General features: G+C 59.1%; 49 protein-coding genes, 1 tRNA gene and 1 pseudogene. 39 read left to right on the top strand and 12 right to left on the bottom strand.

The features are described from left to right. Positions 1-13: 13 nt before the first annotated feature. The 3 genes from CCO03_RS19645 to CCO03_RS08620 are packed head-to-tail and all read right to left on the bottom strand — an operon-like array spanning position 14 to position 756. A complete protein-coding gene (locus tag CCO03_RS19645) occupies positions 14-202 on the bottom strand; it encodes a hypothetical protein (protein WP_157667586.1) in 189 nt (62 codons plus the stop codon). Between the two features lie 23 nt (positions 203-225). Continuing rightward, a complete protein-coding gene (locus CCO03_RS08625; protein ID WP_087279885.1) occupies positions 226-459 on the bottom strand; it encodes a hypothetical protein in 234 nt (77 codons plus the stop codon). 27 nt (positions 460-486) lie between these two features. Further along, positions 487-756, bottom strand: coding sequence for a helix-turn-helix domain-containing protein (locus CCO03_RS08620; RefSeq protein ID WP_087279883.1), 270 nt, complete (start codon positions 754-756; stop codon positions 487-489). Between the two features lie 82 nt (positions 757-838). On the opposite strand from CCO03_RS08620, the gene CCO03_RS19640 reads away from it, so the two are divergent. From CCO03_RS19640 to CCO03_RS19635, 3 genes are all read left to right on the top strand, one after another. Further along, positions 839-1,372 (top strand): helix-turn-helix domain-containing protein, encoded by a 534-nt coding sequence (locus tag CCO03_RS19640; RefSeq protein ID WP_157667585.1) that lies wholly within the window; start codon positions 839-841, stop codon positions 1,370-1,372. Positions 1,373-1,403: 31 nt separating this feature from the next. Then, positions 1,404-2,429, top strand: a complete 1,026-nt coding sequence (locus tag CCO03_RS08610) for a 3'-5' exonuclease (protein WP_087279877.1) — start codon at positions 1,404-1,406, stop codon at positions 2,427-2,429. A 240-nt stretch (positions 2,430-2,669) separates the two neighbouring features. Next, a complete protein-coding gene (locus tag CCO03_RS19635; protein ID WP_157667584.1) occupies positions 2,670-2,915 on the top strand; it encodes a hypothetical protein in 246 nt (81 codons plus the stop codon). Between the two features lie 27 nt (positions 2,916-2,942). On the opposite strand, the gene CCO03_RS08605 is transcribed toward CCO03_RS19635, so the two are convergent. The 4 genes from CCO03_RS08605 to CCO03_RS08590 form a co-directional block, all read right to left on the bottom strand. After that, on the bottom strand, positions 2,943-3,326 hold the full coding sequence (locus CCO03_RS08605) for an addiction module antidote protein (RefSeq protein WP_087279874.1): 384 nt from the start codon (positions 3,324-3,326) through the stop codon (positions 2,943-2,945). Further along, on the bottom strand, positions 3,313-3,615 hold the full coding sequence (locus CCO03_RS08600; protein ID WP_087279871.1) for a type II toxin-antitoxin system RelE/ParE family toxin: 303 nt from the start codon (positions 3,613-3,615) through the stop codon (positions 3,313-3,315). Before CCO03_RS08600 ends, CCO03_RS08605 begins: the two co-directional genes overlap by 14 nt. Positions 3,616-3,685: 70 nt before the next feature. Next, on the bottom strand, positions 3,686-4,192 hold the full coding sequence (locus CCO03_RS08595; protein WP_087279868.1) for a thermonuclease family protein: 507 nt from the start codon (positions 4,190-4,192) through the stop codon (positions 3,686-3,688). Further along, a complete protein-coding gene (locus tag CCO03_RS08590) occupies positions 4,189-4,845 on the bottom strand; it encodes an SOS response-associated peptidase (RefSeq protein WP_087279865.1) in 657 nt (218 codons plus the stop codon). Before CCO03_RS08590 ends, CCO03_RS08595 begins: the two co-directional genes overlap by 4 nt. Positions 4,846-4,871: 26 nt before the next feature. On the opposite strand from CCO03_RS08590, the gene CCO03_RS08585 reads away from it, so the two are divergent. After that, positions 4,872-5,456 (top strand): hypothetical protein, encoded by a 585-nt coding sequence (locus tag CCO03_RS08585; RefSeq protein WP_087279862.1) that lies wholly within the window; start codon positions 4,872-4,874, stop codon positions 5,454-5,456. Position 5,457: 1 nt separating this feature from the next. On the opposite strand, the gene CCO03_RS08580 is transcribed toward CCO03_RS08585, so the two are convergent. Genes CCO03_RS08580 through CCO03_RS20735 form a run of 5 tightly spaced genes read right to left on the bottom strand, consistent with a single transcriptional unit; the run spans position 5,458 to position 7,990 of the window. After that, on the bottom strand, positions 5,458-6,753 hold the full coding sequence (locus CCO03_RS08580; RefSeq protein WP_087279859.1) for a Y-family DNA polymerase: 1,296 nt from the start codon (positions 6,751-6,753) through the stop codon (positions 5,458-5,460). 4 nt (positions 6,754-6,757) lie between these two features. Beyond that, the gene (locus CCO03_RS08575; protein WP_087279855.1) at positions 6,758-7,192 is read right to left on the bottom strand and encodes a LexA family protein; all 435 of its coding nucleotides are present in this window, start codon (positions 7,190-7,192) and stop codon (positions 6,758-6,760) included. A 22-nt stretch (positions 7,193-7,214) separates the two neighbouring features. Further along, complete coding sequence (locus tag CCO03_RS08570; RefSeq protein WP_087279852.1) at positions 7,215-7,424, bottom strand: hypothetical protein; 210 nt, start codon at positions 7,422-7,424, stop codon at positions 7,215-7,217. A 2-nt stretch (positions 7,425-7,426) separates the two neighbouring features. Beyond that, positions 7,427-7,696, bottom strand: a complete 270-nt coding sequence (locus CCO03_RS08565) for a hypothetical protein (RefSeq protein ID WP_087279847.1) — start codon at positions 7,694-7,696, stop codon at positions 7,427-7,429. Positions 7,697-7,714: 18 nt separating this feature from the next. Next, positions 7,715-7,990: a helix-turn-helix transcriptional regulator gene (locus tag CCO03_RS20735; RefSeq protein WP_087279844.1), complete on the bottom strand. Its 276-nt coding sequence runs from the start codon at positions 7,988-7,990 to the stop codon at positions 7,715-7,717. An 842-nt stretch (positions 7,991-8,832) separates the two neighbouring features. Between CCO03_RS20735 and CCO03_RS08555 the strand changes: the two genes are divergently transcribed. From CCO03_RS08555 to CCO03_RS08405, 35 genes and pseudogenes are all read left to right on the top strand, one after another. Continuing rightward, the gene (locus CCO03_RS08555; RefSeq protein ID WP_087279841.1) at positions 8,833-9,135 is read left to right on the top strand and encodes a hypothetical protein; all 303 of its coding nucleotides are present in this window, start codon (positions 8,833-8,835) and stop codon (positions 9,133-9,135) included. Between the two features lie 32 nt (positions 9,136-9,167). After that, positions 9,168-9,326: a hypothetical protein gene (locus CCO03_RS19630; protein WP_157667583.1), complete on the top strand. Its 159-nt coding sequence runs from the start codon at positions 9,168-9,170 to the stop codon at positions 9,324-9,326. Positions 9,327-9,984: 658 nt separating this feature from the next. Beyond that, positions 9,985-10,293, top strand: coding sequence for a hypothetical protein (locus tag CCO03_RS08550; protein WP_087284440.1), 309 nt, complete (start codon positions 9,985-9,987; stop codon positions 10,291-10,293). A gap of 41 nt (positions 10,294-10,334) precedes the next feature. Continuing rightward, positions 10,335-10,409, top strand: a tRNA-Arg gene (locus tag CCO03_RS08545). Between the two features lie 127 nt (positions 10,410-10,536). Further along, entirely contained in the window at positions 10,537-10,845 is a 309-nt protein-coding gene (locus CCO03_RS08540) for a hypothetical protein (protein ID WP_087279838.1), read from the top strand. Continuing rightward, positions 10,842-11,204, top strand: coding sequence for a hypothetical protein (locus CCO03_RS08535; RefSeq protein ID WP_157667582.1), 363 nt, complete (start codon positions 10,842-10,844; stop codon positions 11,202-11,204). Before CCO03_RS08540 ends, CCO03_RS08535 begins: the two co-directional genes overlap by 4 nt. Continuing rightward, on the top strand, positions 11,205-11,450 hold the full coding sequence (locus CCO03_RS08530; protein ID WP_087279833.1) for a hypothetical protein: 246 nt from the start codon (positions 11,205-11,207) through the stop codon (positions 11,448-11,450). Then, entirely contained in the window at positions 11,447-11,821 is a 375-nt protein-coding gene (locus CCO03_RS19625; RefSeq protein ID WP_157667581.1) for a hypothetical protein, read from the top strand. The genes CCO03_RS08530 and CCO03_RS19625 overlap by 4 nt, the downstream gene beginning before the upstream one ends. Continuing rightward, positions 11,818-12,285, top strand: coding sequence for a hypothetical protein (locus tag CCO03_RS08520; protein WP_087279827.1), 468 nt, complete (start codon positions 11,818-11,820; stop codon positions 12,283-12,285). Before CCO03_RS19625 ends, CCO03_RS08520 begins: the two co-directional genes overlap by 4 nt. Continuing rightward, entirely contained in the window at positions 12,282-12,518 is a 237-nt protein-coding gene (locus CCO03_RS08515) for a hypothetical protein (protein ID WP_087279824.1), read from the top strand. The genes CCO03_RS08520 and CCO03_RS08515 overlap by 4 nt, the downstream gene beginning before the upstream one ends. Positions 12,519-12,738: 220 nt before the next feature. After that, a complete protein-coding gene (locus CCO03_RS08510; RefSeq protein ID WP_157667580.1) occupies positions 12,739-13,221 on the top strand; it encodes a hypothetical protein in 483 nt (160 codons plus the stop codon). Further along, positions 13,199-13,828, top strand: coding sequence for a hypothetical protein (locus CCO03_RS08505; RefSeq protein WP_157667579.1), 630 nt, complete (start codon positions 13,199-13,201; stop codon positions 13,826-13,828). The genes CCO03_RS08510 and CCO03_RS08505 overlap by 23 nt, the downstream gene beginning before the upstream one ends. A gap of 10 nt (positions 13,829-13,838) precedes the next feature. Continuing rightward, complete coding sequence (locus CCO03_RS08500; RefSeq protein WP_205690379.1) at positions 13,839-14,255, top strand: single-stranded DNA-binding protein; 417 nt, start codon at positions 13,839-13,841, stop codon at positions 14,253-14,255. Positions 14,256-14,310: 55 nt separating this feature from the next. Further along, on the top strand, positions 14,311-14,892 hold the full coding sequence (locus CCO03_RS08495) for a hypothetical protein (RefSeq protein ID WP_087279813.1): 582 nt from the start codon (positions 14,311-14,313) through the stop codon (positions 14,890-14,892). An 802-nt stretch (positions 14,893-15,694) separates the two neighbouring features. Continuing rightward, complete coding sequence (locus CCO03_RS08490; protein WP_087284437.1) at positions 15,695-17,278, top strand: DNA cytosine methyltransferase; 1,584 nt, start codon at positions 15,695-15,697, stop codon at positions 17,276-17,278. Between the two features lie 2 nt (positions 17,279-17,280). Continuing rightward, a complete protein-coding gene (locus tag CCO03_RS08485; protein ID WP_087279810.1) occupies positions 17,281-17,484 on the top strand; it encodes a hypothetical protein in 204 nt (67 codons plus the stop codon). Next, complete coding sequence (locus CCO03_RS08480) at positions 17,481-17,831, top strand: hypothetical protein (protein WP_157667578.1); 351 nt, start codon at positions 17,481-17,483, stop codon at positions 17,829-17,831. Before CCO03_RS08485 ends, CCO03_RS08480 begins: the two co-directional genes overlap by 4 nt. Then, positions 17,828-18,181, top strand: coding sequence for a hypothetical protein (locus tag CCO03_RS08475; RefSeq protein WP_087279803.1), 354 nt, complete (start codon positions 17,828-17,830; stop codon positions 18,179-18,181). The genes CCO03_RS08480 and CCO03_RS08475 overlap by 4 nt, the downstream gene beginning before the upstream one ends. Beyond that, positions 18,178-18,441, top strand: a complete 264-nt coding sequence (locus CCO03_RS08470) for a hypothetical protein (protein ID WP_087279800.1) — start codon at positions 18,178-18,180, stop codon at positions 18,439-18,441. Before CCO03_RS08475 ends, CCO03_RS08470 begins: the two co-directional genes overlap by 4 nt. Position 18,442: 1 nt before the next feature. Then, positions 18,443-18,865 carry an ead/Ea22-like family protein gene (locus CCO03_RS19620; RefSeq protein WP_157667577.1) on the top strand — a complete coding sequence of 141 codons (423 nt, stop codon included), beginning with the start codon at positions 18,443-18,445 and terminating at the stop codon, positions 18,863-18,865. Beyond that, positions 18,862-19,086, top strand: coding sequence for a hypothetical protein (locus tag CCO03_RS08460; RefSeq protein WP_087279795.1), 225 nt, complete (start codon positions 18,862-18,864; stop codon positions 19,084-19,086). Before CCO03_RS19620 ends, CCO03_RS08460 begins: the two co-directional genes overlap by 4 nt. Further along, positions 19,083-19,322 carry a hypothetical protein gene (locus tag CCO03_RS19615; RefSeq protein ID WP_157667576.1) on the top strand — a complete coding sequence of 80 codons (240 nt, stop codon included), beginning with the start codon at positions 19,083-19,085 and terminating at the stop codon, positions 19,320-19,322. Before CCO03_RS08460 ends, CCO03_RS19615 begins: the two co-directional genes overlap by 4 nt. Continuing rightward, positions 19,319-19,705 (top strand): hypothetical protein, encoded by a 387-nt coding sequence (locus CCO03_RS08455; protein ID WP_205690378.1) that lies wholly within the window; start codon positions 19,319-19,321, stop codon positions 19,703-19,705. The genes CCO03_RS19615 and CCO03_RS08455 overlap by 4 nt, the downstream gene beginning before the upstream one ends. Continuing rightward, positions 19,677-19,970, top strand: coding sequence for a hypothetical protein (locus tag CCO03_RS08450; RefSeq protein ID WP_157667575.1), 294 nt, complete (start codon positions 19,677-19,679; stop codon positions 19,968-19,970). Before CCO03_RS08455 ends, CCO03_RS08450 begins: the two co-directional genes overlap by 29 nt. Positions 19,971-19,972: 2 nt before the next feature. Further along, positions 19,973-20,224, top strand: a complete 252-nt coding sequence (locus CCO03_RS08445) for a hypothetical protein (protein ID WP_087279789.1) — start codon at positions 19,973-19,975, stop codon at positions 20,222-20,224. Between the two features lie 205 nt (positions 20,225-20,429). Further along, positions 20,430-20,684 (top strand): hypothetical protein, encoded by a 255-nt coding sequence (locus CCO03_RS08440; protein WP_087279787.1) that lies wholly within the window; start codon positions 20,430-20,432, stop codon positions 20,682-20,684. Positions 20,685-20,699: 15 nt separating this feature from the next. Then, a complete protein-coding gene (locus CCO03_RS08435) occupies positions 20,700-21,041 on the top strand; it encodes a hypothetical protein (RefSeq protein WP_087279783.1) in 342 nt (113 codons plus the stop codon). A 61-nt stretch (positions 21,042-21,102) separates the two neighbouring features. Beyond that, positions 21,103-21,432: a hypothetical protein gene (locus CCO03_RS19610; RefSeq protein ID WP_157667574.1), complete on the top strand. Its 330-nt coding sequence runs from the start codon at positions 21,103-21,105 to the stop codon at positions 21,430-21,432. A gap of 267 nt (positions 21,433-21,699) precedes the next feature. Then, on the top strand, positions 21,700-22,206 hold the full coding sequence (locus tag CCO03_RS08425) for an HD domain-containing protein (protein ID WP_087279778.1): 507 nt from the start codon (positions 21,700-21,702) through the stop codon (positions 22,204-22,206). Positions 22,207-22,275: 69 nt separating this feature from the next. Continuing rightward, positions 22,276-22,368 (top strand): annotated as a pseudogene (locus CCO03_RS20730) (hypothetical protein); the annotation flags it as partial. A gap of 92 nt (positions 22,369-22,460) precedes the next feature. After that, positions 22,461-23,384, top strand: a complete 924-nt coding sequence (locus CCO03_RS08415) for a tyrosine-type recombinase/integrase (RefSeq protein WP_236904090.1) — start codon at positions 22,461-22,463, stop codon at positions 23,382-23,384. A 315-nt stretch (positions 23,385-23,699) separates the two neighbouring features. Continuing rightward, a complete protein-coding gene (locus tag CCO03_RS19600; protein WP_157667572.1) occupies positions 23,700-23,912 on the top strand; it encodes a hypothetical protein in 213 nt (70 codons plus the stop codon). 119 nt (positions 23,913-24,031) lie between these two features. Next, positions 24,032-24,352: a hypothetical protein gene (locus CCO03_RS08410; protein WP_087279772.1), complete on the top strand. Its 321-nt coding sequence runs from the start codon at positions 24,032-24,034 to the stop codon at positions 24,350-24,352. Between the two features lie 420 nt (positions 24,353-24,772). Continuing rightward, the gene (locus tag CCO03_RS20830; RefSeq protein ID WP_157667571.1) at positions 24,773-25,399 is read left to right on the top strand and encodes an AcrVA2 family anti-CRISPR protein; all 627 of its coding nucleotides are present in this window, start codon (positions 24,773-24,775) and stop codon (positions 25,397-25,399) included. Then, positions 25,324-25,827 (top strand): AcrVA2 family anti-CRISPR protein, encoded by a 504-nt coding sequence (locus CCO03_RS08405; protein WP_472299052.1) that lies wholly within the window; start codon positions 25,324-25,326, stop codon positions 25,825-25,827. Before CCO03_RS20830 ends, CCO03_RS08405 begins: the two co-directional genes overlap by 76 nt. Positions 25,828-26,026 lie beyond the last annotated feature (199 nt).

Below are 26,026 nucleotides of genomic sequence, written 5' to 3'. Positions count from 1 at the left end.
GTGCTTTAAAAAGTCAATGCGTCTTGCGTGCGCCTTGGGTCAGCAGCTCGGTCATCTGCGCGGATGCACCACGCGCGATTGCTGCTGCCAGCACTTGCTCGACCGTCTTGCCTGTTTTGGACGCAATACGCTGCGCCCGCTTCAATTGCCGATCAGTCGGCTCGCTGACGTGGGGCCAGCCTTGAGGTGGTGTTGCTGCCATGTGGGTGCCTCAAAAGTGATTTGTCAGACGCCAACATGGGCTGCATGTACGTCTCGCTTTGCGCTGACGTGGGCGGCAGACTGTGAGCCATGCAATTCGGACTCCAGCAAATCAAGCCCGCGTTCCAGGGCACCCCGGCTCACAACGGATGTTTCGCCGCCCGTCATTTCGACCAGGCGGGCCAGGCGCTCGTAGGTGTAGCTATCGAGATAGACCGGCACGCGGTTACGGCGGATGCGTTTGGGGTCGGCGTACATGTGGTTCCCTTCCTCGGGTGTGTTTTGTTAGGTTTGGTTGGTGGGGGTGTCAGCCCTGCTCTGGGCCTCCACGGACTTGCGACGGCGAAGCTTGGGTTGCTTGCTGCCATAGATGTGGTCGTAGCCAATGACAAGGCCCAGCGACCCAGCGAACTCAATGACACGCTTGGCCATCTCGGGTGGAAGGGTCTGTCCACGTTCGTAGTGACCGATGTTTCCTTGTGTACAGCCAATGCCTGCGGCCATCACCTGTTGGGTGACTCCGAGTGCTTCACGGATGGGCTTGAGGTTGTGCATGGACTCATTATCGGTCCGACTAATTTTCATGTCAACAGTCTGACTGTTTGCATTTGAGCAGCCGCACTAATAGCCTCAAGACATGCCCGCCCTACCTCTCAGTCAAGAACAAAAGGAAGACGCCCAGCGCCTGAAGGCGATCTTCTTGGCCTGGAAAGCGGAGCGAAAGCGCGCGGGAAAGCCATCTGGGCAGGAGCATGCTGCTGCTGAGCTTGGCTTCGGGCAGAGTGCATTCAATCAATATGTGAATGGGAAGATCCCGATCAATCTGGCAGCTGCTGTCAAATTCAGCCAGTTCTTCGGCTGTCAAATAGAAGACTTCAGCCCGGCAATGGCTGCTGAGGCCGGTAACGTCGCGAAGGCTGCAAGCGTTCAACCAGAATCTGAATCGCTTGACATCACTCAGCTGAGCAAGATCGAAGCTCAATTGGTGTTGATGTTTAGAGACCTGAACCTAGAAATGAAAGATGAAGTTGTGGCGCTAACCAATCGCCTTCACAACGTTGTCATGCCTAGCAAATCACAGGCAAACCCATGGGCAAACGTTCCGCCGCCACCCGCCGTGGTCACCACAACCGATAGGCCTACAAAGAAGACCAGTTCGAAAGCGCACTGAGCGGTTGAGAACTTAAGAGACAAATAACAAAATGTTAATTGTTATCGTTGCCTTGATAACATTGGCAGTTCTATGCATTTACATCAAGAATAAAAATAATAACCCCAACAAGGGACAAATCTCAAATGCATCCGCAAAGGATGTAGGGATTGGCAAATCCATTTCTGAATTATCTGATGGCTTTAAGGTAGTAAAAATAAAGAAATCAGAGCTTGCAAAGGCAAGCGATGAACAGTGCCAATCGATCAGAAAAATTGATGATCTTTTGCATAAAATAAATGTCTTATATTCTCAAGAATTTGACACCCTCTCTCAAGAGCAAAAGCATGATACCGGAATGCAATTGGTCGGTTTTTGCGATTCATTACTATGGATATTGAACGAAAATTATTGGTTTGATTTCGATTCAGATTTCGATGTAGGGGACGCAAAAGATACGGCCTGGAAACTGTGGATGCAAAATTTGCCAAAGTATTATCCAGATGATGGATGTACACTTGTGGCAATTGTTGACACCGAGACAACCGGATTGCAGTCACATGATGAGCCTATCACGTGCGCCATCTTGCTGGCAGAGATCAGAATGCCCAAAGGATCTCTAGTTCGCGTGGTTGATAAGTACTATGGAAAGCGAGAGCCAAATGTGGTTATATCCGAGGGCGCTCAATTAGTGCATGGACTAACTTTTGAAGATGTTAGAGGACATGTATTTGACAGCCTGCATATGGAGAAGATGCTCAGGTCTGCGGGGATAGTAGTGGCGCACAATGCGAAGTTTGACCGCAGGATGTTGCGGCATGCTCTTTTGGACTCAGACGGGCTACCATGGGCGTGCTCAATGCTAACTTTGCGCAACAGGTGGGATGAACGAGTTGGCAAACGCAGTTTGGATGCGATATGTCTAGCAATGGGGGTTGAGCGGCCCACGCCCCATAACGCTCTGACGGATTGCGAGTCGCTTTTAAAGGCTTTGTGTCTTCCATCTGGTAAGACTGCTAGAAGCAAATCCTTCATGGCGTTGCTTTTGGCGAGACCTTGGTGCCCTGATGGTGACTAACCATCAAGCGCCTCAAAGTTGTTCAGATCGTGAGAAGCGTTGCCAACACCAACCGAGATCCGCATTTGCTCTTTTCCCAAATTGGCAAGAATCTCGGCCTAATGCCCGAGCGAAGCTACAGAGGTTTCCTTGGTTCGCCCGGCGGAAGAGCAACACTATCTCAATCTACTCCCTGGCGTCAGTTCCCTCACCGTGTCACCTCTGGAGTGGCCTCCAGGGAAGCAGAGCTAGATCTAACCAATGCGCAAGACCCCGCCTTTTGAACAGACGCTAGACAAAATATTCGCCAAGCATGGCTTAGAGTACGTTGAGTCTCGCATTGATGGATTGGCGTTCGGGCCAGATCAAACGCTTCAGGCCAAGGCTTGGCTGAAGAGGAAGAAACGTGTTCTTCTGTTTTCGGGTCTTGCGCGGCTTGTAGTCCCACCAGTAGCATTCCTCGCAGCTGTGGTGACAATCATTTCCTTCTTCGCTCCGAAGTCGTGAAAAAGCCCGCTCGAGGCGGGCTTCTGTTCATGCATGGGCACCGACCGTTCTTGAATGCGGCCTAAGTGTTGTTTTCTTTGGTTTAGCCTGTACTGTTTTTCGAGTGAACGGCTTTCGCGGTGGGCTGGAATCTTTGGCCCGAATGTCAAGACGCAAGCCGAATGCTTCAACCACCTTGAAAAACGTCGTTGTAGTAGGAGCAGATTCTCCTGATAGCCCCTTATAGAGACTTTCTCTCGAAAGTCCAGTTTTCCTTGCAAGATCAGCCATTCCTCGTGCTCTTGCCACATCACCCAATGCCGCTGCAACAAGCAGCGGGTCACCGTCTTCCAGCGCGGCTTGAATGTAAGCCAGCATCTCTGCGTCATTCGTTAAAAACTCGGCAGCGTCGAACGGTTTAGTCTTGACCATCTTTCAGCTCCTTTGCCAATTGCTCAGCAGCAGCAATGTCCTTGCTCTGAGATTTTTTGTCTCCCCCTCCGAGCATGAGGATGATCCTGCCATCCTTCTCTGTGTAGTACATCCGCCAACCTGGGCCGAAGTACTCTCGAAGCTCCCAAACATCTTCACTGAGTCGCTTGTGATCTCCGAGGCTCCCCAGCGTGACCTTTCGAAGTCGTGCAAGCAACCTAGCTTTTGTGGGGACGTCTTTGATGCTTTGCAACCAACGCTTGAACTCTTCCGTCTGCTCAACGACCATGCGCTAGTGTAGCCTGTGCGCTACTGCGCAGAGTGCAGTGTTACGCAAAAGTTCGAACATTTCGCGCACATCATCTGGGCCCCGCGTTTTGCCGACGACTTTTCCGCCACTCCCACGGCGCCACCGGCTCCTCAGCCGTTCCTAGCTGCGACCAAAGCCCAGCCTTCTTCGCACGCGCTTCCGTCTCAGCGAATTCGTACTGGCCGCGTTCCTGCGGACTTTGCTCTTTTGCGTAGTCTCGATACCACCACGCCAGGCCAAGTGTGATCAGGTTCAGCCCAGCATCCAGTGTTTTCGGGCCTTCTGGAGATGATGCTGGGGCGACCCACACTGTGCAGATGGATCGTTTGTATCGATCCACCTTGGTACAGCGCAGCTCTGCTTCTTTCATGTAAGCCGTGTCGCTGAGTGCCTGACGTGCCCGCTGGCCGAACGGTTGCTTTCGTTCTGGCGCATCGATTCCGGCCAGTCGCACCTTTACCTGCTCGTACTGACCCGGCTCACCACAACGAGCCGTGAGCGTGTCTCCGTCCGAGATGCCCACGACCAGGCACAACGCGATTCCAACAAAGCTCATGCCGTTGGCCTCGCATCGAACACTTCGACTGGCGCCAGACGGAGCAGCTCCGAGGCCTCTGCGACGGTCCCCGACAGCCACAGATCCACGTCGGACAACTCAATCGGGATCACGCTTCGCTTGTCCTGCTGATCCGGCCCCAGCTTAGGGTCTGGCTTGTGCATGCGCGACATGAGCGGGTGCGCATCGGCGTTGATCGTCAGCATCGTGTAGCTCTCGACCATCTCATCCGTTTCCGGGTCGTGCCAGCGGTTCCACAGGCCTGCGAGCCCCCATGGGTCGCCATCAGCTCGCTGGAACGTCCACCACACGTTCTTCCCCGTCTCCCAATTCGGCTCATCGAAAGAAGTGGCGGGGATGATGCAACGCTGGCCACGGCGCCACGGATCTTTGTAGCTGGCCTTGCTCAGCAGTTCTTCACTGCGTGCGTTGTTGGTGCTGTACTTCAGCTTTCGCTCTTTCGCGAACCATGGAATGAGCCCCCACTGTCCAACGACGAGTTCCCTGCTGTAGCTGGCATCTTCGATTGCTCGCCGGATGAATGGTCCGGGCGACCGTGGAAACACGCCGGTTGCGCTTGAACTGACCGCCCCATTGACGCGCCAGTACTGCTGGATATCCTGGTCGCTGGGTGCTATGTATCGATTACACATCGGCACACTCTACAGTGAGGAAAGACATGCCCCAAGACCGCTATGCCCTCTTCTACGGCTACAGCAATCAAAAGCGCGGCGGCTGGCACGACTGGGTGTCCTCAAGTCCTTCGCTCTATGCCCTTCAGCATTCCATCCTGACGGAGGGCGACTGGGCCCACATCGTGGACTTGGAGCAGAACACCGTCATTCAGGCAAAAACCTGCCATCCTGGCCAGAGCCTGAATGAAGTGCCTTGGTTTCCAGACATGAAGGCCGACTACATGGGTCCGCTTGTGATGCTGGCCATGCCTCTAGACGAAGATGAGGAGTACAAGCTCAATGACCTGGGTGGTGAGTCATGGGTACGTGCTGTGCTCAAGATGGCTGAAGTGCCAGATCCCTTGCCCGTAGAGACTGGTCGCTTGGGTGTACTCCGAGCCCTTGCCGCCCGTACCTACCCAACTGTCCTATTGGAGTACCAAGAAGGCAGCGAGGTGGTCGTGCCACTCATACGTGAGGGTCTGGTCGATGGTGTATTCGATATGCACGACGCCGACGGGGAAACCTATGCGGAGGTCACCATTTACTCCCTCACCGACAAGGGTCGAGATGTGGCCAACGGCAACTGAGTCACGCCCTGGCAATCGGGATGTCGGCCAGAACCGTCGTGTATTGTGGCGTCTTGCGCTCCTGCCGCATGCCCCATTCACGCTTGGCCTTAGTCGCGCCAGTCGCGGCCAGGTGCACTGCACCCTTGCCATAGCGGACATTGAGCGCATCAAGAGCGCCCATGAGCCTTGAGCGGTCCGGGCCTGGGTCGTCTAGCGACAGCTCGAGCTGCTCGGCCGCGCTATTGGTCAGATCCATCAGGATGACACCAGCCTTGATGAGGTCGTATCCAGGCTCATAGATCTGACGCAGCCCAAGCACCGCGGCTTGTGCGAGCAGGTGCGTGTCGGACGTAGGCCGACGAAGCGGCACGACCATGGCCCGCGCGAACCTTGGCCCCGGCCGGTGGGGGCTGGTGTGTGCGAATACCTGCAGCATGCCTGCGACCCCACCCTGCTTCCGCAGCTTCTCAGCGGCACGGCCTGCGAATTCGGTGACGGCTTCAGACAGGGGGACGAAATCCCGCACGGGTCTTCCAAATGACCGGGTGCAGGCGATCATTTTTTTGGGGGCTGGTGCATCGTCCAGATCAATGCAGGACTGGCCCTGTAGCTCCCGGACAGTGCGCTCGAGCACCACACTCCAGCGCATGCGGGCGACAACAGGGTCCATCCGGGCCAAGTCCAGCACAGTCGATATGCCAGCATCGTTGAGCTGCTTGCCGATGCGCCGGCCCACGCCCCACACCTCGCCCACTGGGGTGGCCGCCAGGATGGCATCCAGATCGGACGCCGGCAGTGCTGCGAAATTGCAAACCTGCGCCAGTTCAGCCGGGTAGCTACCGGGTTTGCGCTCGGCGGTCTTGGAGATGTGGTTGGCCAGCTTGGCAAGTGTCTTTGTCTGGGCAATGCCTACACAAGTCGGGATGCCCAGCCAAGTCAGAATGCGTGAGCGGATGGCATGGCCACGCTTGACCAGATCGCCTCTCACGCCGTCCAGGCCGATGAACGACTCATCGATGCTGTAGATTTCCTGAGTAGGTCCCAGTCCCGCCGCGAGGCTCATCATGCGGTCGCTCATGTCGCCGTAAAGCGGGAAATTCGCAGACAGTCCAACCAGCCCAGCAGACTCAGCCAGGTGCCGGATCTGGAACCAGGGCGCGCCCATCGCAATGCCCAGGGCTTTGGCTTCGTTCGACCGGGCCACAGCGCAGCCGTCATTGTTCGACAACACGACCACAGGCCGCCCCTGCAGCGCAGGCCTGAACACACGCTCGCAGCTCACATAGAAATTGTTCCCATCGACCAGGGCGTACATCGCATCACCCGCACATGCTCTTGATGCAATGCGTCACCACGCCCCAGATCGTCAGTTCCTGGGCGTCCTGGGGCACGATGTCGGGATACGTCGGATTGCCTGCCTTGAGCTTGACGCGCCCCGCCCTGCTGTGAAGCTGCTTGACTGTGAATTCAGCGTCGATCACTGCAACCACGATCAGCCCATGGCGCGGGCGAATGGCCCGGTCCACAACCATCAGATCACGGTCGCCAATGCCAAATTCGACCATGGACACGCCGGCTGCACGCATGAGAAAAGTTGCCTGCGGATGAACGATCAGCTCTGCATTGAGATCGATGCGCTTGGCCGCGAAGTCCTCAGCGGGAGAAGGAAAGCCCGCCTGCACAGGACTTGCAGCGAGCAGCAGGTGGCACGCGCTGGACGTGTCTACTGGACCGAGAAGGCTGGCGGTGGTCATGAAGGGCTCTGCTGGGCCTGCGTCATTCGACCTTCGCCCAATCCGATGCACGCATGTATGGAATCAAAATCATATCGGTGAGAGCGGCGCCGAAGGTGACCAGCTTGTCCAGCTCATCGGCTGACAGCTTGTGCGCAATGGTGGCCAGGAACTCCGCGTAGGGCTCATCCAGGCAGATTCCTGTGGGTGCATGCGCGTTGTTCATACGGTCCAGCAAAGTCTTTGCGTCCATGGTCAGCCCCTCAAAGCAGCAGCGTCAGACGGGAAGTGCTTCTTGCTGTACGCAAGCCAGGCATCCACCTGCTCCAGCTTGAGCAGTGGCACCTTCACGGTCACGCGCCCCTTCATCACTGAGCCAAGGCGAATGAACGCATCCAGCTCAGCCGGCGTCAGCCTGTCTGCAATGCCTGCGACCAGATCCGCATAGGTGGCTGTGATGTTGCGCACCTGATCTACGTTCGCACGCGGTTCGCACATCTGGTCAAAAAGCGTCTTGGCGTCCATTTTTCTTCCTTGGTTGAATTAGTTGGGAGACAGGGCACGGCCCTGCCCCATGAATGCGCCGAACCCCACTGCCCTGAACGGCTCGCCGAACAGCAATGCATGCGCGCAAACGCAGTACATCGTCGCCAGCTCGGCCAGCTGCGTGGCGGATGGGCTGTAAGCGCCCGTCTCCCACCCCGAGACTGTTTGCCTCGTCACGGCCAAGCCATCGGCCACGAAGGCCTGAGACAACCTAGCGTTGGTCCTCGCAGCGCGCAGGCGCCGCCCCAGCAGTGTTTTTCGGTCTTCACTCATGTTGATACCTGTTTTTTCATACAGTATTCCACACGGATAACGGCTGACGCAAGCCCAATTTTTTTGACAGCAAGCAGCACTTGCGCAAGCCTGGCTTGCACTTCTCGCAGAAAGCCCGACACAGCGGGGCTTGGCGCTATCAGAAGAAAAAATTAGTCGATTTAAATTAGTCCGACTGTTGACAAATAAAGCACTCGGACTAATAATTCATCCATCGACACAACGAACCCCAGCCACAGCGACACGGTGGCGAAGCGGACAGGACGCAGCAGCGGGGTTCGGTTCAGTGATCTCGCGCTGCGGGCTCTCCTGGGCACCAAGTCGATGGGCTGGAGTGATCGCGCTGAAGCCCTTGGGTCTTTAACAAGAGAGAGCGATGTGAAGGGCGGCGGCGTGGAAGCCAAAGGCTGTGAAGGCGAAAGCTGGAGCCAGAGACACGCAGCAAGTCAGCAGCGGGAGACCCGGCAACGACAAACGCGCACACGTAGAGACGCCTCGGCTCTTGGAACCTGTACTCAATCACGGCAGAAAAAGCGCAACGTGAAAAAGCCGTAGCCCCAGCAGGAGTAGCGCCCTGCCCGCCCTTCACATCGCTCTCACAGAAGGATGAACAGGCGCACTTGATGAAAGCGCCCTGCCCCTGTGCACACCGGCAGAACACAAAAGGTGGCGGCCAAACCCGATGAACTACCGGAACTGCGGCTGCATGCAAGGTGATTGGAACCACATCTGTGGGATATGCCAGTCACGCCACCGGGGTGAAAACCGGTGGAAGCAATCCAGAGCGCATTCACCGAGTGCGTTGCGGATTGAAGGATCAACCAACCACCAGGAGAAGCACCATGGCAGCCCGCATCCTCAACAAGTCCCAGGCCGAAGCCGTCTACAACGCCATGTGCGAGCTGAACAACGTGAATGGGCTGCTTTTGACCCACATCCGCACCGATAGCGGGCACTTCATCGAAGTAAACGAAGATGGTGATGGAATGATTTCTGTTCGCTGTAGTGAGGTGGGCTCGCCGCCCTTCGAGGCCTACCCCAGCCAATACGCCTTCTCCGCCGCCTACGGCCTGAACCCCGACGAGCCGCAGAGTGCCGTCGCTGCAGCAGCCGGAGGCCTGACGCAGACCGCTATCGAATGCTGATCCCATGGCGAGCAGATTGAAAGAGTTCCCCCATGAACTACATCCCAGACGGTTATACGGAAGTCAAGAAGCGCGCTATGCCGGTGAGAACGCAGTGCACTTGCCAGTCCTCAGCGCAGATGGCGCAAAGCGATGAACTGAGACACCTCGGTTTGATGGTGAAGAAAGCCGGTAGCACCGGGTTGGACTGATCCTCCTGGCGGCAGATAGAGAACCGCCACAACCCAGATTAGCGACTGGGACAACCATCATGACTCCACGGGAAAGACGTGGCGCGATCTAACTGCGAGGGCAGGTGAACGGGCAGCGCGTAAGGCTGTCGCTGGAGGCGTAACCAGCACCATCATTGAGCCGAAAGACTTCAGGGCTTGCCCTGATGAGCCCAGGCAAACCAGACCATACAGTGGGGGCGTGATGGGACGCGGGTTAGCGCCGCCTCGCACTCCTCCAAAAAACCACTGCTTCATGTGAGCCATCACACAACCGGCCCGCCTTGTGCGGGCCGCTTTTTTTGGGAGAGCGACGTGAGGTGAAGTAGGCCCGCGCGAGCCCATCGCGTGCCCTAACCCGCAGGGCAAAGCGGGGCCATCATTGAAGCGGCGGCGTTGGAAATCGATGAAACGCACAGTGTGACGTGGGCACACAGAAAACAAAGCCACGACGGGCAGGAAGGTGGCCCAGCAGAAACTGAGAGTTGAGCCTGCTCAACCAGACTGACGAACACATCGCCGGGGTAGCGTCCGGCCCGCTTCAATGATGGTGATCCTTCCCGTACGCATTCACAGCCAAAAGCGTACCAATCTATTCATCCAAGCCCGCCCTGAGCGGGCTTTTTCATTGGAGCCCGCCATGACCAGCGTAAAGCAGGAGAACCGATGGAGACGAAATCTCCATCTTGAGAATCAGCGGCGAAATGACATCCTCCGAGAAGTTGAAGCCGCCACGATGGAGCGCAGCCCCAGGCCACCAATCGTAAAGCCCGTCAACGATGCTGCACGTCGTCGCGATGTGCGTGCATGGATGCATAAAAACGCAGGCGAGTACGAGACTGCCACGGCCCTTGCTGAAGCTGCGAACGCCGTGTTCCGGCTGCCCGGAAGTGGCCTCGATGATGAAACCCACTGGGTCTGGGACGAAGCCGCAGAGGCCATGGAGTGAATTTATGTGCGCGTGTTAGACGCGGCCATCATCCCCAACTAACCTCTGTAGTTCAATGGATAGAACGGCCCCCTCCTAAGGGGCAGGTACAGGTTCGATTCCTGTCAGGGGTGCCATGCGTCTAGTACACCGCAACGATGAAGGAGAGATCACGCACGCTGCAGCAGCAATTGTCGGTCGTGACGGCATTAAGGCTGGCGTCTGGTACGTGGTCGATGAGAACGGAAAATTTAAGGAGGAAGCATGAACGCCATCTCCCTGATCGAGTCGAGCGCCTTGTCCTCCTTGGACAGCGAAAGCGCCTACCAAGCCGCATTTGAAGCAGCATCCGAACTGCCGCAGTTCAACCCCGTCAGCGACGACAACCTGGGCGAGCTTGTTGCAGACGATGACGACTTCGCTGAGCTATGCCGGCTGGCCCGTGCTGCGAATGGCGCGCCTTACGAGATAAGGCAGCAGCACATCTACGCCCTGGGTGCTTGGATCATCCGGCGCGCTGGTGAGCGAGTGGATGAGGCGATTGATGACTATTTGAGGGAGCGATTAGCATGAGCACCGAACAACAAAGCCGCGATGCCATGAATAAGCCCTGCTCCTGTGGAGTGACATCCGAGCACGCTGACCCATTTCGCCCAATCGGGCAACCCGAGCAGCGCATCTATGACAGACTCATTGCTGAGCAAGCCCTGAGAGGGAAGCGAGAGGCTGACGCTTGGCTGGAGGCTGAGCTTAGAGCCATGTGGGAGGTCGCCCGTGACTGCTGCCTTGAAAGCGGGAAGAAACCCCTGGAGATGGCACAAGTCAGAAAGGCAGAGATGTCCGCATGCGGGCATTCCGACTACGCCGCGCAGTGGGCGTATGGGCTCTCGGAAGCGATCTACAAACAGCCAAGACTGATGATTGCCACCTAAATGACGAACGATGAACTGAAAAAAATCATCCAGCGCTACGGCGGCTACATCGAAGTTCGCGAGTTGCCCGATGGCAGTTTTGCAGCGCTGGGCGATCTGATCTACACCCGTGCGATCTACCTTGGCTGCAACGCAGAAGGCTACTCAAGGCGCTTCTGTTTCAGCGACCGAACCCGGGCAAACACAGAGTTCGCAGCGCTTACGAGCGAAGATGATGAGCCGTCGGGCTGGATCGCCAGACGATGACCCGCTCTGAAAATACTGACCCGCCCACGGAATTAAGGAGCAATGAAATGGACGAAACCTCACTCCGGTTTTCCCGACAAAGCAGAACCGAAACCCCAATCTCAGAACCCGCCAAGCGCGGGTTTTTTCATGCCCGATCAAGTCTGACCTGGGTCGCTCTGCAATGGGCTGCGCTGATGCTGATCGTGTGGGCCGCGCTGGTACTGAGTGCATGCAGCGGGCCAGACGAGACACATGCGGCGTCGGATGTTCAGGCCGACTTGCAGGCCATCGCTCAGGCGCTGGAGGGCGAACGACCCAGCTACATCAGTCCGGAGGATTGGGTTGCGGCAAAGCATGCATTGTTGACGGCGCGGGGAGAGAAGCAATGAGTAAGCTGACCCTGCCCCTTGAAGCTGGCAAGAAGTACGTGCGCCGAGACGGCCAAATCGCCACGCTCACCAAAGGCCCCAGCCCCAATTTCCCGTTCGCGACCACGCGCCCTGACGGGGTAGTTGAAGCCCTCACCCCCACCGGTCGGTGGGGATTTGGGGAAGATAACCCCGCTGACCTCGTTGCTGACTACATCGAGCCAGCCAAGACCCTAGGTCATCTGCATGCCGAGAGCATGCGGCTCTACGCTGAAGACGCAGCCGAGTGCGCCGAGCCGTGGACCCGTTGGGAGGTTTGTCTCAGCGGCGAATGGGAAGAATTGACGGTTCAACCCTCTTGGGCGCCGCACTTCAAATACCGCCGCAAGCCCCGGACCATCCGCATCGGCGAGTTCGATGTTCACCCGGACAACCTGATTGCAGCACGCGAGCAGATCGAGGCCCTTTTCAAGGGGGCTGCATGAACGCCGTCGTGAGCAAAGGCACCCTGGAAGGCATTGCGGTATTCCTTCAGGTTGAAGGGAAGCTCTACTGGGCGCCGATCACTGAGCAAATGTCGATGCTGTTCGTCGGAATGATCCCAGCCTATCAGCCGAACTCTAAAGCTATCGGCCTCATCGAAGTTCCTGACAATGCGGCCCAAAAGGTCTTCCAGGCCCAGGAGCTGATCAACGCCAAATTGAAGGGGGCTGCATGAACGCCATCCACTCTGAATGGAAAGCCATCCAAGCCGCAGTTTCAGGCTGGCCAACCTGGGCTCACTGGCTTGCCATGGACAAGGATGGTCGATGGCACTTTTACGAATGTGAACCGGTGTGCGCACAGACCTGCTGGGTCGATGCAGGTGGGCGGCACCAGCTTGCTCAGCCCTACCCTGAAGTGCCGGACTGGCGGGAATCGCTTGTGAGGCGAACAACATGACAACGAAGACACACTACAAGCGCTTGATGAATCCTGATTTCATCGGCGCCTATTCACTGGACCCAGGACAGGATCTGACCGTCACGATCTCGCATGTGGTGCGCGAGCAAGTAACAGGCAATGGGGGGAAAAAAGAGGAATGCACTGTTGCTTATCTGCAAGGGCAGAAGCCATTCATCCTCAATGCCACAAACAGCAAGTCCATCGCAAAGCTCTACGGGCCTTTCATCGAGGACTGGGCTGGCAGGCAGATCACGCTGTTTGCTACGACGACCAAGTTGGCAGGCGAGCAGGTCGAGTGCTTGCGCATCCGGCCCAAGGTTGCCGCACGCAAGAAGGAGCAGTTATCTCCAGAGCGGTTCAAACAGGCCGTGGGAGCGGTCCTTTCCGGCCGGTTCAGTGCAGACAAACTTCGCTCCGACTACGAGTTGACCCAAGAACAACAGGACGCGCTGAATGCACAAGTTCAGACCACATAGCCTGCACCGCCTTATGGCCCGACCGAGGCTGAAGAGCGAAATTCTGAGTGAAGGCGCAAAGGCCTTCTGCCGTGAGATCGCTGGTCAGATCGCATATGGGTATCAGCCCAGCGTCACCAGCAAGTACCTTGAAAAGGGTCTCGCGCTCGAGGACGAGGCTATCGCGCTCTACAACCATGTTTTCTTCACCGACTTGGCGAAAAACACCGCGCGTCGAGAAAACACGTGGTTGTCGGGCGAATGTGATTTGTACGACGGCCAGCGAATTCGGGACATCAAAACCGCGTGGAGCTTGGCCACGTTTCCCAAGACCAGCGACGACGTGCACTGCACTGAGTATGAGTGGCAGATGCGGGCCTACATGCAGCTTTGGGACTGCGACGAGGCGGAGGTCTGCTACTGCCTGCTTGACACCCCAGACGACCTCATTGGGCACGAAGACGAGGCGATGCACATCGTTTCAGAAATTCCTGCGCACATGCGGATCACCTCAAAGCTGTATCGGCGAGACCCGCAACTCGAGCGGTTGATGGTCGAGAAGATCGAAGCCGGGTGGGAGTGCATTGCGCGAGAGCTGAAGCAAATCGAAGCGGATCACCCCGCCTAAAGGAATACACATGGCAACAATGACCGGACTTTTCACGCTTGGCCGTGACGCTGAGGTGCGATCCACGCAAAACGGAACCACTGTCGTACAGATCGCGGCTGCATACAACTACGGTCGCAAAGGAGATGATGGGAAGCGCCCCACTCAATGGCTCAGGCTGGCCATGTTTGGCAAGCAGGCTGAGGCCTTGGCGCCCTACCTACTCAAAGGCAAACAGGTTTCGCTCATCGTGCGCGACCTGCATGTGACCACGTTTCAAAAACAGGATGGCACGACAGGTACGGCGCTTGAGGGCGTGGCCGATTTTGATGACTTTGCCCGAGGTGGCCAGGAAGTGCAGCGGCCCGCGCCTCCGCCGCCCAGGCCGGCGCCTCCTCCTGCAGCCGGCAGCGGCTTCGATGACATGGATGATTCCATACCCTTCTGACCTTGCCTTCCATTTCCGAGATCTTGAACTACACACTGCGCGAGCCGAGTACGAAATGATCATCTCAGCCCAAAAACTCCACACGCTTGAGCAAGCCGTGAACGCTGCTCCAGTGAACCGTGCACAGCGCCGCGCCGCCAAACGCAACCGCAACGTGAGACTCACAAAACGCGATGTGGCGCAGGCGATAAAGAAGCAGGTCGCCCCGCTTGTGCTGCTTGATGACTGCCGCCCGTACGAGCAAGCCGACCTGACGCCAGACCTGCTGCGCATCCGAAGCGGGTTTGAGCGTTTGCAGACCGGCCAGGCTGACGATGAGGACTTCAATCGTGTGGCTGTGGCGATCAACTTGGCGCGGATCCGGGCCGAGGAAATTGACCCAGCACTTGTGGAAATCCTAGAAGCTGGTCAGCAAGCAATGAAGCGATGTCGAGCGCGCAGTGTCAGCCATGGTCGATTCGGATTTGATGGCCAGGGCATGTCCCAGACCGCCGAGGCCCTGGACGCTCACGACGCCATCGTGACTGCAAGCACACCGAAGCAGATGCAGACGGCGCTTGACGTGCTGAGGAAGATTTACATGCGAATGCACCCAGGTCACGCAATCGGCCTGACCTCCCATCCAGCCCGCCACTGAGCGGGCTTTTTTAATGGAACTTGCCATGACACGACTGGAAAACAAGCGCACTTTGTACTTGTTGCGCAAGCGTAAACACTGGCGTCTTCGCGCCCAGCTATCTACTCATGAACTGGTGACATGGCCCACGGGAAAACCTGGCCGGGAGCACTGCGAAGCAGAGGTTGCGACCAGTTTAGCAAAGCTGCAGCGCTGGTTTACCCCCCCGGAACGCGCAGCACTTGTATCAAGTGTGATCCAGCGTCGCGCAGTTCGCATTTTCAACAGCCTGAGTTAGCCCCATGACACGCAACACCCAACACGACCCCAAGACCGGCCGCAACCGAAGCACCCTCGAGCAGAAGATTTCGTTCATCACGGCCGAGGAATCGGCCAGGACACATCGGATCAGCAATGCGTCGATGAAGGAGACATATCGCGGCCCCGAGCCCTATCGGGGACAAGTACTTCGGACTTTTGCGCGTGGGTCGCGGTCTTAGCGGCTACTTCTAGATAGGTGGCGAGCTGCGATCCTTTTCACCTCATCCAGCGCGAGATTAAAGGTCGGGTGAATTCGCCCATCGCCGTCAATCACTTGGTAGGGGTAGGTCTCAAGATCAATCTCAGCGATGGACCAACCCGCCCCAATGCGATCTATGGTCACCGAGACTTCGTGTCCGTTATCCAGTTCAACTGTGCGCGAAATTGCCATCGCAACCTCTCATGTAGTGAGTGAGTCCTCACTATGCCGCACAAGGGGCAAAACTCCTCTGCGGTCGAATTTCGCAACCACTGCCCGCCCCGAGCGGGCTTTTTTTCGCCCATGCTGACACCTCAATTCCTCCTGCCCATCCACCAAGAGCTGGTGGTTGACCTGTTCGCCGGCGGCGGTGGCGCATCCACCGGCATCGAGCAAGCCATTGGCCGTGCCGTTGACGTGGCCGTAAACCACGACCCGGAAGCCATCAGCGTGCACACGCTGAATCACCCGCAGACGCGCCACTTCTGTAGCGATGTGTTCGAGGTGGACCCGATGACCGTCACCCACGGCCAGCCTGTGGGCCTGCTGTGGGCATCGCCCGACTGCAAGCACTTCAGCAAGGCCAAGGGTGGCAAGCCTGTGAGCAAGAAGATCCGCAGCCTGGCCTGGGTGGTGGTCAAGTGGGCCAAGCTGGCACAGCCCCGCATCATCTGCCTGGAAAACGTCGAAGAGTTCCAGACCTGGGGGCCGCTCGGCGCTGACCAGCGCCCCTGCGAACGCCGCAAAGGCCAGACCTTCCAGCGCTGGGTGGCCCAGCTGCGCGCACTGGGCTATGCGGTGGAGTGGCGCGAACTGCGGGCCTGCGACTTCGGCGCGCCCACGATCCGCAAGCGCCTGTTTCTCATCGCCCGCCGCGATGGCATGCCCATCGTCTGGCCGCGTCCGACGCACGCCAAGCCCGACGCCCAAGGCCGTGTGCCGGCCGGCATGAAGCCCTGGCGCACGGCCGCCGAGTGCATCGACTGGAGCATTCCGGCGCCCAGCATCTTCGAGCGCGCCCGCCCGCTGGCCGATGCCACGTGCCGACGCATCGCCAAAGGTGTGATGCGGTACGTGGTCGAGGCCGCCCAGCCCTTCATCGTGCCGCTGACCCATCAGGGCGGAGATCGGGTCGAAGGGCTGAACGAGCCGTTTCGCACCATCACCGGTGCCCATCGAGGCGAAAAAGCGCTGGCCGTGCCCCAAGTTGCGCCGTTCCTAACCGAGCATGCCAACGCGAGCACCCAGCGGGTGTTCAACGCCCGCGAGCCGCTGCGCACACAGGTGGCCCAGATCAAGGGCGGCCACTTCGCCTTGGTTCAGGCCTTCCTGGCCAAGCACTACACCGGCGTGGTGGGCAGCAGCCTGCACGACGCCATGGGCACCGTCACCAGCGTGGACCACCACAGCCTGGTGGCCGCGCACCTGGTGCACATGGGCCACGGCGAGCAGTGCAGCAAGGGAAAGCCGCGTTGGAGCGACGGCACCCGAGACATTGAGGCGCCATTGAACACGGTCACCGCGTCATCGACACCGGCGGCTCTGGTGCAAGCCTTCCTCGTCAAGTACTACAGCGAGGGCGGCCAGGACGCGGCGTGCAGCGATCCCATGCACACCGTGCCTACGAAGGACCGCATGGGCCTGGTCACGGTGCACGGTGAGCCCTACGCCATCGTAGACATTGGCCTGCGCATGCTCACCCCGCGCGAGCTGTACCGCGCCCAGGGTTTCCCAGAGGGCTATGTCATCGACCGTGGCGCTGCCGGGGAAGCGATCACCAAGACGGCCCAGGTGCGCATGTGCGGCAACAGCGTGTGCCCACCCATGGCCGCGGCGCTTGTGGCCGCCAATTTCCGGGAGGCCCAGGCCGAGCGCCTGGCAGCTTGACCATGGCCCATCCACCCGACTTCGCCCGCGCCATCGCAAACCCGCGACTGCGCGAAGCAACGCCCGCCGTGTCCGAGCTGACACCCGAAATGCTGGCCCAGCTCTGGGCACGCATGCCACGCGGATCACTGCCGCGAGAACAGATCTTTGCCGGGGCCGTGGCCCTGGCTGTTGAAGCGGCTGCGGCCGCGAAGGAAACGACATGACCTCAGAGTCGTTAAGGACGGCCTGCATGCTGGTGGGTGGCCCAGTGCAGCGCATACGCGACCCGGACGGGCGCATCTGGACCTTCGAGATGCACCCATGGTGTGGACCTGTCGTGATCAACAGCGCGACAGGTGAACCGCTGGATCGACAGCCCAGCGAGAAATCCCCGTTCTGGCCTGCCGTGGATGCCTGGATCGCCCAGGGGAAGCTGGTCGATCAGCACGGCCTGTGCCACTGGGTGCCTCCGGGCGACAAGCCCAAGCTCGTGCACCTGGGCGGTCGGAACTATGCATTTGCCGGCAGCAAGCTGGCACAGAGCGCCCAGGCGCACAAGGAGCGCGCATGAAAGAACCCATCGAAATCACCCTACGCGACCAGTTAGAGCGCGGCTGGTGGGTGGACCAGAGCCAATGGTTCGAACAGAAGGTCTGGCCGCTCACCGGCGTCTGGCAGCCCGTGCGCCTCAAGAACGGCGACATCACCAGGGGCGTGATGCTCGCCGGCTACAACGGCTGGCGTAACGGTAACTACGCGCCGATCAACGTCGTGCAGTGGCTGAAGCCCGCGCGCTGGTTCGCGTCGCCAGAAGACATGGAGGGCAAGGTCAAAGAGTACGCGGAATACCGTCATGCCGTGCTCTATGAACGCAAATCGCCGCTCCGCGCCCAGGAGCAGCAGAAAGGACTGGCCCCATGACCTGCCAGCACATGAAATTCGAAGCGTCATGCAAGGTGGCCCGATTGGAAGACTCGGGCCGATTCATGCTCGAAGCACGCGTCCGGTGCACTGAGTGCGGCACCCCCTTTCAATTCCTGGGGTTGCCGCCAGGGCTGAATCTGGAGGGCGCGACCGTCTCCATTGACGGCTTGGAAGCAAACATCGCCATTTGCCCGCAAGGCCAGCGTCCCAATCCCATGCAGGGCCTGATGGGATACGAACTGAAGGGGTTCAACTGACATGACCGACAAATACCAAGCACTGCGCGAAGCGGCGCAGAAAGCCAATCCCGGCCCTCACCACATCTTCACGAACCCTCGGGATGACAACAACTGGCAGGCGAATGATGCTTGGCACCAAGCTGCCGACCCAACGCTTGTCCTCGCCCTGCTGGCAGAGCGCGATTCCCTGGAACGAATGCTCGGTGCCGCGTGCGTGGATCTGGGCTCCATCAACGAAGCACTCGACCTCGATCCCAACGACGGCGGAGCGGAGCCGATTCTCGACGCGCTCGGGAATCTGAAGGCAGAGCGCCAAGCCCTGCGCGATGCCTTGCGGGCTATCACGGATCAGCTCGAACGAGTGGGCGACACCCGGATGCACAAGGACGGCCAGTTCATTGCGGATGCCAGGGCGGCACTCATCTGGGGAGGTGCCGAATGACGGATGCGCACAAGGACTTCGAGGCCGCCTTTGGTCGATATCTCGATGCGGTAGGCCCTGTTGACGCAATCAGCACAGCCACAGCGATCTTTGTCGGCTTGATCGTCAGCCTCGCCGAGAGCAAAGGCGCTGACATGAGCCTGCCAATCCAGGTCAAAGGCGGCGAGCAGCGCGACATCACGATCCATCCGCCGAACGGCGAGAAGGAGCAACCCCAATGAAACGATCTGACGTTGACGCCGTGAAGGCTGAGTGCGCCCGACTGCTGGAGCGCATCGCCACCATGGAGCGCGCCGCAGGCTGGCATCGCCGGGAAGCGGATGAGGCCGGCGAGTTCCACGACAAAGCCACTTTGAAACCTCACCCGGACGATGTATTCAACGCTGGCCAGGATGTTGCTGCCGTGAAGCGTGCTCGTCTTGACCTGCAAAAAGCACTACAGAGGATTGCACGATGACCAACACCACCATGACCGAATGCTGGTCTGCCGACAACGAAGATTTCAGCTACGAATCGCTGGGCGATCTGCTGGATTCTCACGATGACCTGAAGCCCGGTGATGTCGTCTATCGCGCAGATGCACACATGCCGAAGCTGGGCCAGCTGATCGATGCGGATTGGGTTATCGAGCACATCGGCGAACGGGCTTACGACATCGGCGGCGAGTACGCCGAGGGATACCCCGAATGCACCAAGGAGCAAGCAGCAGAGTTGCAGACCCTACTGGAGCAGTGGCTGTCCGAATGCCCTGCACCGCGCTTCTATTCCGTCAAGAACTCGCAGCCCTACACGCTGACCGAAGGGATTTCTGATGACCAACACCACCTTCACAGCCGATGACGCGCGTTCATTGGTGAAAGCAATCCAGCCCACTGACACCCATGTGGCTGAAATTCTTGAAGCGGTGAAGGCCGCCGCTCAAGAAGGCAAGACCACGCTCAAGACCTACGCCAGAGACTTCGGTAGTGGGAATCTCTACGGCGGCCAGCCAACCGTTGCGCAAGCCGCCGTCATCGCACGGCTGAATGAGTTGGGGTTCAAAACCGCCATCCGATCTGAATGCCGCCAGTTCGTTGACATCTGGCTCGAAGTTTCCTGGGAGTGAGCATGCCGATGTTCAAGATATGGTGCCCGGAGCTTGGGCAGTCGATTGACGACGCCAAGACTGTTAAAGGCTTCGATCACGAATCAGCGGCAACCAACTGGGCCGACTGGCACGACCACGACAGTGCGGACTACGCCATCGTAGGCGGCGAAGTGGCCGAGGTTCAAGTTCTTCACGAAGGCGAGACGAAGCCCGTCACGGTGCGTGTTTTCGGAGAGATGACACGCAGCTATCGCGCAAGGGCGATGCCATGAAGATCAGCCTAGCCCGTGTCTACCACGGCGGCGGCCGAAGGTACTTCACCCTCAAAGCCGCCTGCCGAGCCGAAGCCAAGGCCCGCATCAAAGCCCGAGCAATCAAACGCTTGGGCTTTTTTCTTGACGACGGGGACGAGTACCCCACTGCATTCATTGCCCGAGTTGCGCGATTGCTGGAGCGGGCGCATAGGAGAACAACGCCGTGACCAAAGAAGATGTGATTCGAATTGCTCGCGAATTTGGCTGGGAAGAAAAAAACTGGGCAAGCCAAACAGTGTTCATTGTGGACATGGGCGACCTAGTGAACTTCGCTTTCCAGGTGGCCGCCGCCGAACGCGAGGCCTGCGCCAAGGCCGCCGAAGGCTTTCCCGAAAACCGTGATTGGGTGCCAAACAGCTTGTGGGGCAACATCCGGCGCGATGTTGCCAACTTCATCCGTAAGCGAAGTGGGACGTGAGCACACAATGCCCAGATGGCAGCCTGCACGATCTACGACTGGGCACGCATGCGCCGTGAGCACTGGCGAGACGGCAAGCTCGTACGCGTCTACACAGAGCCCGACAAGGTGATGGCCCGCACGCCGGGCTACTCCGGCGACCTGGCCGCGGTCACTTTCGATCTGGCCGTCTGCGTGCAGCTCGTGGGCACAGCCAGGGCCGACAAGATCACGGCCGAGGCTGCCAGCGGCAAGCCTTTCGTGAGCAAGTACGGCAAGGGCAAGCCTTTTGACTTCAGCCGCACCTATGGCGACTGGGACGCCTTCATGGCGCGTGTCGAGCGCGAGATTTACGACAGGGCCACTTCAGGCCGTTAGTTCGATTAACACCCTACTCCAACCAGCCCGCACCTCGCGGGCTTTTTGCTTTATGGACTCCATGAATACCACCCAATCCACCGACATGTCGCCGCCTGCGACACAACGCCAGAACGTGTCGCAGGAATCGAAGAACGGCGACATGAACCGAGAAAGAATCCTGGAAATGGCGCGCGCCGCAGGTATGGTGCGTACCCATCCCGGCATGGCACCAGAGGTGTTGGCGTTCGCCGCCCTGGTGGCCACGGCCGAGCGCGAGGCGTGCGCGAAGGCGTGTGAAGAACTGCACCACACATGGAGATGGGACGACGAACCTGACAGCACCAGCGTCCACGCGATTGTGCTGCTGCCATCCGAGCGAGGAAACCATGACGCTAAGCGCAGAGAATGAGCCGCCGGCCATAGACGGCTGCGAGCGATGCGTAGACCCGGACGGACTGGCCTGCTTCCCAATGTATGGCCTGGGGCCGCACATTCACACGCGACCCATCGGCGGCACCGTGCTGCTTGATCAATCCGCGTTCCCTGGTTTCACCCCCAGCACAGAAGAACCGGGCATGGGGGTGTACTGGTGTCCGCATTGTGGATCTGGCAAACCGCCCACTCCGCCTATGCCGTGACAAGCGAGCGCCCTGAAACGATTAACAAGAGATAACCAATGGCACTTGCCTATGACGCAATGGTGTTCGCCCGTGAGGCTCACAAGGACCAGCGGCGCAAGTACACCGGTAACCCCTACAGCGATCACTTGGCTGAGGTGGCTGGCATCGTCGCCGCAGCCGAACTACCCAACCCGGACCAATCCTTGATTGAGCAGATGGTGGCCGTTTCATGGCTGCATGACACCGCGGAAGACACCGCTGTGACTCTGGAGGAAATCGAGCGCCGATTCGGCTTCATGGTGGCGGTCGGCGTGTCCGGCCTGACCGACATCGAAACTGGGAATCGAGCCGAACGGAAGGCCAAGAGTCGTGATCGGCTGACACGGTGCGCCGGCTGGATTCAAACCATCAAAGTGGCCGACCTCATCAGCAATACCAGCAGCATCGTGGAGAACGACCCGAAGTTCGCAGTTGTCTACCTCGAAGAAGCTCGCCTGCTGCTTGATGTGCTGACCCGTGCCGACCCAAGGCTGGTCGAGATTGCGCGAAGTCAGTGCCGATGACAGCCTGGAACGATAAAGACCACGAACCCACCCAGCCGCCCACGAGGCGGCTTTTTCATGGAGTGATTGATGCTCACCGCAAAAGATGCAAGCGAGCTGCTGGGCGTATCGCAGCGCATGGCCTATAAGCTTGCCGCGCCTGCTGGCCCTCTTCCATGCACAAGAATCGGCACACGTGTGCTTTTCGACGAAGTAGATGTTTTGGAGTTCAAACAAACATGCCGATCCACAGAGACAAAGACAAGCAGTGCTTCGTGTTCGAGTTCTCGCGGCATGTCAATGGCCAGCGGCGGAGAGTTAGAAAAGCTCTTCCAAAAACGTGGACACGCGCCCAGGCAGACGCGTATGACCGGAAAGAAAGCGCTCGCCTATATGCAGAAATCTCAGGGGTCGAGAAGCCCGACCGACTCATTGAAGATGCGGTAGCTGTCTACGTGAAGGAGAGAACGCCAAAGCTCAAGCATGGCAAGAACGTTGATGGAGAACTGGCACTGATCTTTTGGGTCTACAAGGGAAGGAGAATCAGTGAACTGGCCGATGTCTGCCGTGAATACGAGGCGAAGGCCACCAAAGAAGACGGCGATCCACTCGCACCTGCAACCATCCGGCTACGCATGCGCTATCTGGTTGCAGCTTGCCGCTATGCGTGGAAGCGACACGACTTTTGCGACACAGACCCAGCAGTCAAAGTAGGTCTGCCAAGCGTCAAGAATGACCGGACACGGCACATTGACCGGCGCGAGATGCTCCAAATCTGCTTGCTGTGCCAGCATCGGCCCACTCGCCAGGCAATCAGAATCGCCTTCTACTCTGGCATGAGGCTTGCAGAGATCCACCGCGCAGTGCTGCATGGCGATGTGTGGTTCCTTGCGGATACAAAAAATGGTGATCCACGCATCGTGCCTGTGCACCCGAAGGTCGCGGCTGCGGCTCGCAACTTCAGGTCCAAATCTAAGAACACGGTACAGGCATATTGGGCGCGCGCCAGAGATGCAGCAGGCGTGGCGGATCTGCACTTCCACGACCTCCGGCACTCAACCGCCTCTGCGCTCATCAACGCCGGAGAAAGCCTATACACCGTAGGAGCCGTCCTCGGGCACAAGGATGGGCGATCAACGAAACGCTACGCGCATCTTGCGACCGAGACACTCAAGACCGCCATCCGACGAATCAGCTGACGCGCAGCCATAGTGATTGGCAGATTTTTACCACTCCGTAGCCCAAAAGAAAAACCGCCGCTACCTTTTGGATAGCGACGGTTTCAACGTTTTGGCGGAGAGGGAGGGATTCGAACCCTCGGTACGGGGATACCGTACGCCTGATTTCGAGTCAGGCAACGAATCACAGGCAATGGCGTAAGGTATTGATCTGATGACGATTTCAGATTCGCATGTGTTGCCCACAATGCATGAATTGCATAGAGTTTGGCAACTTTTTACCCACCCTCTTTTAAGCTAAGGGGGAGTATTTTTTGCGTCGATCCAGAGTTACTCATGAGCACCCCTCCCAAGACCCAAGCCGAGCGATCCCGAGCAAGTGAAGCACGCAGCATCAAAGCTGGTGCTGTTCGGATGCCGGGCGGCTTGCTGTCCACTGAAGCCGCGCGGGCACTGGCTGACTTGGTGGCCAGCGGCTATGCCGCGAGCAAAACGGCGGTCATAGAACGCGCCCTTTTGGAGGCCAAGGGTAAACACCTAGAGAGATAAGCCTCAAAGGCCTTGCGTTACGCGCGCAACGCGGTACATTACATCCATGGACAGCAGCAAAGCAGTCCACCACCTGCCGGCGGTGTGTAGCCGGATAGTCCTCAAATCGGAGTCGAATCATGAACAGCCAACCCGCTCGCGTCCGCATTGTTGCCATCGACAATGGCAAAACGTGGGACCACCAAGCCACGCGCTGGTCGGATTTTCCCGCCCAGAATATCGTTATGCGCGTCCTCGTGATCCGTGGCGAAAACAAACTGGCTCTGGCCGAGGCCGCATGCGAGGCCGCATATGCGGCAGGACAAAACGCCCATGCAGTCCTGTGCATCGACAACGATGCCGCCATTGCGACCCGCGTGGAGGCTCTGCGCGCCGAATGTGCATACGACCACCGGACGCCAGGCGGCGTCGAGGCTGTGGTTACGGTAGAGATGTCATGAGACCCCGCGCGAATAGAGCAACGCCGATTGTCATCAGCACACGCCAACTGGGCGGCAATCGAATCATCATTCACCGCGAGTGGCCTGCACCCCCTAACGCGCACAGCCTATCCCCAGCGGCGACGCTGGGGTATGTGTGTCTGCGCGTGTTCGCGGGCGGCGTAATGGAGCGCTACCCCAGCGGGCGGAGTGCTCCAACTGCCCACAGTGGCCCCCGCGTGGCCCGACGCGTGGAGATTCCTGACCTTGACCTACTGCGCCGGCCTGATCTGCCGGCCATCGTGAACGCCATCAGTGATCTGCATCGCCGATGGCCCGGCTGTGGTTCTATGACTGCACGGGGCTCGATCTGGCGGCACATTTCGCCGCACCCGGCCCAGAGGACTGGGCCCCACCTGGCTCGGATGATCTGAGCGACCTATGACCCAATTTCAGAAACGCACCCACATCGCACGCACCCAGCTTGAGCAGGCTGGGCGCCTGCTGCCCGGCATCTGGGCCGCCTGCGATGCGGTGCGAGCAGCCGAGTCGCAGCCCCCAGGCATCTACCTCACCGATCCTGCTGGCGGCGAGGCCTACGCCCGCGCCGCAGTCGAGGCGGGCGGAATGGGGGCCGCACGGTCCCTCATGGCGCTGACGCCGCTGCAGCTCACGCAGGCGGCCATGCCGTTCACGACCCTGGCCGCTTGGCGCATGACGCAGGGCATCTATCGCGTGGATCCGGCCCTGTACGCCGCCCTCATCGACACTGACCTGCGTGGCGACCTGCCGGCACAGGTGCTGGAGCGCCTGCCGGAATGGTGCCTCTACATCGAGACACCCGGTCTTCAGGCGGTGCGCCATGACAGCCACCGCGTGCCCCTGCTGGGCGTGTGGGCACGGCTCAATCGGCCGATGGCGCGCCCGTCGAGTTGGTGCTGGGCCAACTCATCGAGGGCCATCCACGCATCGAGCACCAGGCCATCCCGCTGGTGGGCACGCTGCAGCAGTCCCTCGCCGGCGTATTCGCCGAGTGGGATGCAGACCAGGGCGCGCTGCCCGGCGTGAACGCCTGGTGCGCGGCCGTCATCAGCCTGCTGCTGTATATCTGCGAAGGCGACGACATCCAGGGCCGGGGGCACCCCGGCAACCCTGAGCCGACGCGCACCCGGCGCGACGGCTGGCGTCTTTTCCCGGCCCAAGGCGTCCGCATGTGGGACGTGGGCGTGCGCATGGGCGCTGCCCTGCGTGCGGCCTACCAGGCCGCCGAGACGGACCAGGGCGGCACGCACGCCGGCCCGCGTGGCCATGTCCGCCGCGCCCACTGGCACGGGTATTGGAGCGGCCCGATGAAAGACAAGGACGGCCAGGACATCCCGCGCGAGCGGCGCAAATTCGACCTGCGTTGGCAGCCGCCCATCGCCGTGAATCTGCCTGACATCGCCAGCCTACCGGCGACCATCCGAAAGGTCAGCGCACCGCCAGCGACCCCCTGAGCCCATAGCCTGATTGCTTAACAGGCACACGGCAATTCGCCAAGGCCGTTTCAAGCTGACCCGCGTAACCCTCCACCGCTCAATTGACGCGATCATCGCCTGCACGATCCGGTCTAGATCGGCGTCTGTCGGCAGGCTGTCAACGGGCATGTTGGGCTTTTCCGGCACCGGCTCCTGACACGCAATCGGGATGGGCACA

This window comes from Comamonas serinivorans, assembly GCF_002158865.1.
GTDB lineage: Bacteria > Pseudomonadota > Gammaproteobacteria > Burkholderiales > Burkholderiaceae_C > Comamonas_E > Comamonas_E serinivorans.
This window is presented reverse-complemented; position numbering and strand designations above follow the sequence as displayed.